The sequence below is a fragment of the Vibrio sp. 10N.286.46.A8 genome, assembly GCF_041470165.1.
Lineage (GTDB): Bacteria > Pseudomonadota > Gammaproteobacteria > Enterobacterales > Vibrionaceae > Vibrio > Vibrio tasmaniensis_A.
In genome coordinates this window covers 1-8,066 of the sequence record NZ_JBFRLX010000095.1, presented here as the reverse complement: position 1 = coordinate 8,066, position 8,066 = coordinate 1, and the positions used below count along the sequence as shown (strand labels likewise).

The 8,066-nt window shown below is 45.1% G+C and carries 6 protein-coding genes; 2 read left to right on the top strand and 4 right to left on the bottom strand.

The genetic code is table 11. From position 1 onward, the window contains the following. Positions 1–18: 18 nt before the first annotated feature. Together AB4232_RS10910 and xsc are read right to left on the bottom strand one after the other, a co-directional pair. Positions 19–834 (bottom strand): FRG domain-containing protein, encoded by an 816-nt coding sequence (locus tag AB4232_RS10910; RefSeq protein ID WP_065681633.1) that lies wholly within the window; start codon positions 832–834, stop codon positions 19–21. Positions 835–1,261: 427 nt separating this feature from the next. Continuing rightward, positions 1,262–3,073: a sulfoacetaldehyde acetyltransferase gene (gene xsc, locus AB4232_RS10905; protein WP_004731917.1), complete on the bottom strand. Its 1,812-nt coding sequence runs from the start codon at positions 3,071–3,073 to the stop codon at positions 1,262–1,264. Between the two features lie 262 nt (positions 3,074–3,335). Between xsc and AB4232_RS10900 the strand changes: the two genes are divergently transcribed. Together AB4232_RS10900 and AB4232_RS10895 are read left to right on the top strand one after the other, a co-directional pair. Further along, positions 3,336–4,319 carry an AAA family ATPase gene (locus AB4232_RS10900; RefSeq protein WP_372087109.1) on the top strand — a complete coding sequence of 328 codons (984 nt, stop codon included), beginning with the start codon at positions 3,336–3,338 and terminating at the stop codon, positions 4,317–4,319. Positions 4,320–4,322: 3 nt separating this feature from the next. Further along, positions 4,323–6,041 (top strand): cobaltochelatase CobT-related protein, encoded by a 1,719-nt coding sequence (locus tag AB4232_RS10895; RefSeq protein ID WP_372087108.1) that lies wholly within the window; start codon positions 4,323–4,325, stop codon positions 6,039–6,041. Between the two features lie 84 nt (positions 6,042–6,125). Here the strand turns inward: AB4232_RS10895 and AB4232_RS10890 are convergent, their stop codons facing one another. Together AB4232_RS10890 and pta are read right to left on the bottom strand one after the other, a co-directional pair. After that, positions 6,126–6,890, bottom strand: a complete 765-nt coding sequence (locus AB4232_RS10890) for a TSUP family transporter (RefSeq protein ID WP_102503621.1) — start codon at positions 6,888–6,890, stop codon at positions 6,126–6,128. A 68-nt stretch (positions 6,891–6,958) separates the two neighbouring features. Beyond that, on the bottom strand, positions 6,959–8,032 hold the full coding sequence (gene pta, locus AB4232_RS10885) for a phosphate acetyltransferase (RefSeq protein ID WP_017081886.1): 1,074 nt from the start codon (positions 8,030–8,032) through the stop codon (positions 6,959–6,961). Positions 8,033–8,066: the final 34 nt, after the last annotated feature.

Sequence of the window (8,066 nt, the reverse complement as noted above, 5' to 3'; positions counted from 1 at the left end):
AATTAGAAATATTAGACTTTAGTCGAAGTCAAAATCTTGATGGTACTTTCTGCCATACTGCTCAAGCTGGCGATCATGAGTATTAACTTGTAATTCGATATTACCCTCACCTTTATTAATTGCTTGATTGTTATCTACATGGGCTTCATTTTTCAAATCAGCCAGTTTCTCTTCAATATATTCTGTCGGTTCATTTAAAACATTCATGGAGGTTAATTCCTTTATCAGGTTTACTTTCGCTGATGGAAGAATATGAACGGACACTAGACCGTTTGAATATTCTTTCTCATCGTACAAAGGCTGAATGGCATCATTGCCACCTTCCTTAAATGGGTGAATGGAATACCACTTATCTTTTCGTTGCTCTTGCTGATCACAATCAGCCACATTGAATATCTGAGTTCTATTCAGGTCACATGGTGAGTTAAAAACACTAACCTTATGATAATCAATGGCTTTAATAATATTGATACAGTCTTTGCTTTGGCTATGACACACAGACCACAACGCATTTACCAGGTTATCTGTCCACTCAAGTAAACGGGTTGGAAACCCCTGTTTCTTGGCTAAACACATCAATAACCAATCGTTTATCTCGTGTGCACTCAACGAATGCCCGCCATAAACTCTCACGGTAGAAAGAAGCTCTTGTTCGACACGGCGAATATTCTTTCGATTTGAGCGACCTAAGCTTGGCATCAAGTTATTATTTTCATAATCACACACGTTATAAATCAAACCACGATGCCCACTACACTCTGTAATAAGTGAATCGATTATTTTATACAGCTCTTCGAGTGAGCTTATATAATGTTTATTTTTCACAACATGCATACTACGATTCACTTAATTTAAATTCTGTAAAATCCAAATATCAATAACCCTATCAATCGATGATAAAAACCAACCAATAATAACGATTGACCAATAGTCAACGAGTGTCGTTATTGTATTTTTCTAAAATGATAATAGGTATATATCTTCATAAAAAAGTATCAGTAATAGAACCATTCACTAAGGAGCTATGAGTTAATGGTCGATTAATAATAGCGAGTAACAAAGTTTATATAGCTAGAACCACTTATGTTCCTAATAAACATTTAATTAGTGTTCTAATGTTTAACTGGAAATTATTGAACTAAGCGTTTACGTTCTTAACCTAAGTACTTGCCAATACCCGTTGGTATTGCCCGACCACATTCTCGATAGCACTTTCTCTAACACTCTCGAGATTTCTGTGGCCGGACAAACTTCCTATGACTTATACGTAATCTTTGTATTTATCTAGGAAACGAACCGGTGTTGATAGTGCATCTCGGCGGAACGGGTCGCCCAATTCCTGAGTACACATGATTTCAATGATGGTTGTTTTGCCTTCATTCATCTGCATGTCGATGGCTTTTTGCAAGGTTGGACCTACATCTTCTAGCTTATCAACCGTGATACCTTCAGCACCCATTGCTCGTGCAATCTCTGCAAAGCTTTGGTTTTCAAGTTCACCGGCAACAAAGCGTCGGTTGTAGAAGTCGACTTGGTTCTTCTTCTCTGCACCCCATTGACGGTTGTGGAATACCACGGCTGTCACTGGAATATTATGGCGAACACATGTCATGGTTTCCATCAGGCTCATGCCCCACGCACCGTCGCCTGCATATGAAATAGCGGGACGATGAGGTGCCGCTGCTTTCGCACCAATGATGGTCGGGAATGCGTAACCACAGTTACCGAAACTCATTGCAGCAAAGAAGCTACGTGGTTTTTCAAAGCGTAAGTAGCTGTTTGCCACTGAGTTGATGTTACCGATATCCGTCGAGACCATTACGTCTTCTGGCATCGCTTTTTCTAGTTCACGCAATACTTGGCGTGGGTGTAGATATTCGCCACCAGAGAACGGAGTCTCGTGTGAGTTTTCCTCAATCATATCTAAGCTGAACGAGTCACGTTCGTGTGTCCACTCATCAAGCTCTTTTTCCCAAAGTGCTTTTTCTGTAGCGACGGTATCTTGGCGAGCGCCTTTGTTGTCATCACACAACAGTGCGCGGCCTTCCAATCTTTCAGATAGAGCAACCGCTGCTGCTTTCGCATCACCACAGATACCAACCGAAATCTTCTTAACCAGACCAAGCATCTTGTTGTCAGCATCAATCTGAATGATTTTCGCGTTCTTCGGCCAGTAGTCCATGCCATGTTGAGGCAAGGTACCAAATGGACCAAGACGTGTACCCAAAGCGATAACCACATCCGCTTGAGCCATCAATTTCATTGCTGCTTTCGAACCTTGGTAGCCTAAAGGACCACACCATAATGGGTGACTCGCAGGGAAAGAATCATTGTGTAGGTAGCTGTTCACAACAGGAGCACCCAGTCTTTCTGCTAATGCCGCACACTCTTGAACTGCATCGGCCATGACCACGCCGCCACCAGAAATGATGACTGGGAATTTCGCTTCAGCAATCAGGTCTGCTGCTTCATTTAGAGATTTTTCACCACCTGGACCACGGTCTAAACGCGCGGGTTTAGGGATTTCAGTTTGAGTTTCACCGTAGAAGTAGTCACGAGGAATATTTAGCTGAGTTGGACCCATTTCGCTCATCGCACGGTCGAAGCATCGGCCTGTGTATTCCGCCATACGATCTGGGTGCGTTACGTGACCTTGATACTTAGTAAACTCTTGGAACATTGGAAGCTGGTTACATTCTTGGAAACCACCTAAGCCCATTGTTTTAGTGCCTGTCTCTGGCGTCACAATTACGACCGGGCTATGTGCCCAGAACGCAGCTGCAATTGCTGTTACACAGTTACTGATACCCGGGCCATTTTGCCCGATGACTACACCGTGGCGACCCGATACACGGGAGTAACCATCTGCCATGTGGGCAGCGCCTTGCTCGTGTACTACTGGGACCAATCGAATGCCAGCAGGAGCAAAGATATCCATTGCGTCCATAAATGCCGACCCCATGATGCCGAACATATCGGTAACATCATTAGCAACCATAGTTTCAACGAACGCTTCTGATGGTGTCATTGTTACTGTGCCGGAAACAACCGTACGTTTTTCTTGCTCGCTCATTCTTCCATTCTCCTTGAGTTAACCAAAATTTCATTTTTCGGAATGAATTGTCTCTTTTTCGAATTCATTTTCACCTTAGTAGTAGAATTTTTGCGCGTCAACTTTTTATATTAAAATGGAACAATTCATTCTAATTAATAAAACTGGATCACATTATTGGTAGTTTTTCGTACAAAAAGTGCCGTTAACTTAACTGGAGCTGTTAATAATCGATGACATATCGCGATAGCAGCGACAAGTAATGAGCTATATAGAGGGAAATATGATGAAAGAGGCGGAATTGGTACCAACGCAGCCGGTAAGCGTGAGAGAACGCTTTGGCATCGACAGCAACCTAACGGTGATGGCATTTGAACATCCGGGTGAATATGTGCCGAAAGTCGACCCAAATTACTGTTTTGATCCTGAAGTAACGCTGGCTATATTGGCGGGGTTCGCCTCCAATCGTCGCACATTGATACAAGGCACACACGGAACGGGCAAGTCGTCCCACATTGAGCAAATTGCCGCGAGATTGAATTGGCCGTGTTTGAGGATCAACCTAGACGGACACTTAAGTCGATTGGATTTCATAGGTAAAGACAGCATCGCCATTAAAGACGGAATGCAGGTGACTGAGTTTAAAGAAGGTATTCTTCCTCAGAGCATTCAACAACCCATCGCACTGGTATTAGATGAGTACGACGCTGGTCGTCCTGATGTGATGTTTGTGATTCAACAGTTATTAGAACAAGACGGAAAATACACCTCTTTAGAACAAAACCGAGTGATCACGCCTCACCCTTCTTTCCGCCTGTTTGCTACCTGCAACACGCTTGGCTTGGGTAACTTTTCAGGTTTGTATTCGGGTACTCAGGTGCTTAACCACAGTCAGTTAGATAGATGGAACATCATCGCCACGCTCAACTATTTAGATCCACAACATGAAACCAAGATCGTGTTATCCAAGCTTCCAGAGCTGAATAATGAAAGTGGCCGACAACTGGTTGAGAAAATGATCGCAACGGCAGGGTTAACGCGCAACGGGTTTCGGGCTGGCGACCTTTCAACGGTGATGTCTCCGCGAACGGTGCTCACTTGGGCTGAAAACATCCAAATATTCGACGATGTAGCGACGGCATTTAGGCTTTCATTCTTAAATCGCTGTGAAGACGAAGAGAAAGAGCTGGTTAGCGAATACTATTTCCGTTGCTTTGGTGAAGCCTTGGAAGCGCCTACTCAAAACTATTCGCACTCGGAGTCGTAAACCATGGCCAATGTTTCTTCCCAGCAGAAAAAGATCCTCGATATTGGTGTGTCTGTCGCCAGAGCAATCAGTGGTGAACCCAATCTGAACTATCGGGGAGAGCGTCTCTATAAAGGCAATAACCCCTGTTATTACCAGTCCGCACATACTAACGATCTCACCTTTGTGTCTCGCCACGAGCTGAAAAACAGCAAGCTATCGATGCAAGGCAAGATCGATTCATCGGCACTGCGACTATTGCTTTCAGACGCTGACCTCCACTATTCATTACGCCCTAAAAACGAAGTCGAACGTCTGTTATACGATTTCTGCGAACAGGTTCGAATTGAATCTCAAGTCCCGCCTTATCTAAAAGGCGTGACCACCAGCATCCAATTCAACTTTGCGTATTGGAGCAACCAATATCATCAAAATGGCTTTACCGAATCACGAATAGGCATGTTGCTGTTTACACTGATGCAAGTCATCTACACCCGCTTAACTGGCGTTCCGGTGTCTGAGCCTATCGCTGAGACCATTGAATCGACTCGCGCCGGCATCGTGCCTACTTTTGGGCACAGCCTAAAACGTTTAAAGCAACATAAAACCGACCAACAACTGTTTGCACACTGCGCCAATGATCTTGCAGCCCTTGCACAAGAGTTAATAACCCAAGAACAAGAGAGCGATAACTCGCCCACACCAACAGTCGAAGAAGACATTAAGATCCTTGCGCAGCTTGCCTTGATTGTTGATGGAGACATTCAAGATGAAGACGTCGATACCGACATCACAGGCAGTAGCAAGGTATTCGAGCTGTCGGGTGCAAATTATCAGGTCTTTAATTCAGAATTGGATCAAGTCATCGCGGCAGACAAACTCGTCAGGCGCGCCCTATTACTCGAACTGAGACAAAAGCTCACTGATGAAATCATGGCGAGACAAGTAAACACTCGCCGTTTGGCCGCTATGCTCACTAGTTTTGTTGCCACGCCGCAGAGGAACCGACGTCAGGACCATTTAGAAGAAGGCATTGTTAACGCCACTACCATCACCAAGCTCATCACTTCGCCATTGGATCGTACTGTCTTTTATCAACCTGATATCGGTGCATCTCATCAATGTGCCATCACGTTTTTGATGGACTGCTCAGGTTCAATGCAAAAGCACAGTCACAAGCTAAGTTTGTTGATAGATACGATTCTCAAATCCGTAGGATTGGCTGATATCCCATTTGAGATCATTGGCTTCACGACCAACAATTGGAACGGTGGCAAGGTCTATCGACAGTGGCTTAAACAAGGCCAACCAAAGCATCCAGGCCGCTTGAACGAAGTTCGGCACATCGTGTTTAAGGATTTTGATACGCATTGGAGACGATCTCGCCTTGGCATTGCGAGTCTTCGTAAAGCAGATGTCTTTAAAGAAGGGATTGATGGCGAAGCGGTGCAGTTCGCTAGCCAGCGGTTGCAACAGCACACTGCTCAGCGAAAGGTTTTGATCGTGTTCTCAGACGGCTGCCCAATGGATACCGCCACCAGCACCGCCAACGATCAGTTCTATTTGGATAACCACCTCAAACAAGTGATTGAACGTGAGTCGATCAAAAACGGAATTGAGATTCATGGTGTGGGGATGGGCGTCGATTTGAGCCCATATTACCGCAACAACATTACCTTGGACGTACAAGAGAGCTGCTTGTTCGGGCTATGTAGGAACATCTTTGAGATGCTAAAGCGCTGACGTGTCAGTGAGGAGGGTGTCATCAAGCATTAAACGAGAATCAAGCCCTCCTCCTTCAAAGATAATTTTGATAAAGAAAACGTTCTAAGCCAAAAACAACGACCATGCAGAGACCGCCATCAAGTACCCACCAATCAACATCAACACAATAAACACTAACTTTCTGAGTTGATCATTAGACAACGGCGGTGGGAAACGTCGAGCAAACATCGTGACAAGCGCCACCAAGGGAACAGCAATAGCAGATAACCACAGTATGCTCTGTTCCATGTCGCCTGCAGCGTAGACATTGACAGTACGCGACATCGACGTACAAGCGAAAACCATCAGCAGTGTGCTTCGCACCAGATCGAGCGTAAAAGGCTGCCGATAAAGATGATAAACAATCGGTGGACCTGCCATCCCAAATAACCCACCCGCGAGCCCAGAACTAAAACCAGATAACAAGAAAGTTACCGTTGCCGAACGGTTCTTTCTGGTTTTAGGTTTGAACATAAAACTCAAACCTGCGAATAGCACCATCGCACCCAATAGTCCTCGGAGAATATGCGTTGCCGAATCGCTTAACTCGTCCAGCAAGTACACCCCCATCGAAACGCCGGGAATAATACCGATGACCAACACCACCAGAATCTTGAGTTCTCCAAGCAGTGGCTTACCCATCAATGCAACCAAGCAATTGAACAAGGTCACAATACTGACCACAGCGGCTATAACGGGTAAGGAAACCAGATTAAGGCTAACCGTTAAACCAATCACGATGATACCGAGGCCAAATCCGGTGACAGTTTGAAAATAGGTACCCACCGCGATGGTGGCAAGAATAGCGAGTAAAACAGGTAACTCCATCAGCAGTCCTAGTTAGGTTGTTTTTGGGGGTTGATTTAAATGTGAGTATCAGCTTCAGGAGCTAGATTTTAGTATCTAAAATCAAATGTCGATTCATCTCTTTTTTCAGAATCAGCCGCCACGTCAGTCTTTGAATTTGCTGTTTTTCCTTGCTGCGCTTGTACCGCGGTCACCGCGATCACATTAAAGATGTCTTGTGCGTTACACCCTCTTGATAAGTCATTCGCAGGTTGATTCAACCCTTGTAATAGTGGACCAATTGCAACTGCCCCGCCTAATCTTTCCGCAAGCTTATAACCAATATTGCCTGCTTCTAAATTGGGGAATATCAATACGTTCGATTGACCTTTCACCTCTGAATCTGGCAGCTTTTTTGCGGCAATCTCAGTCACAATCGCGGCATCGAGTTGAACATCCTGATCGACGGCGATTCCGGGACAACGTTGTTTCACTAACTGAGCCGCGTTACGAACCTTATCGACCGATTCGTGCTTGGCACTGCCGTTGGTCGAAAACGACAGCATTGCGACTTTAGGCTCTTCCATCAGTAGCGTTTGAGCACTGTTTGATGCGGCTACGGCAATCGATGCTAGCTCGGTTTCATTGGGGTTAATCACCAAACCACAGTCACTGAAAATCATGCCGCCTTTAAGATTATGGAAAGGCTCACACAACATCATCAGAAAAAAACTGGACACCAATTCACTGTCTGGCGCGGGGCCGATAATCTGAAGCGCAGCTCGCACCACATCAGACGTGGTATAAACCGCACCATTAACTGTGCCATCCACCAGCCCCTCTCTGACCATCAAATTGGCAAAAACGAGTGGGTCTAGAACCAGCTCTAGCGCATCATCGTAAGTCATACCTTTCGCTTTTCTTAATGTATACAACCGCTCAGCGAGGACTTCTTTGAGTGATGACGCTTGTGGGGAGACAATGTGAATGCCTACAAGATCAATGTGATGTAATTCTGCAGCAGCGATGATCGCTGGTTCATCCCCGACTAGGGTGATGTGAGCGAGCTGTTTGTCTATCGCCATTCTTGCGGCTGCTAGTACTCGCGGGTCCTCAGCTTCACTCAAAACCACTCGCTTACGATCTAAGTGAGCCTTATCAATAATCCGTTCAATCGCCTTCATCTTAAATTCCATTTATTGAGATTAATTGTTCCAT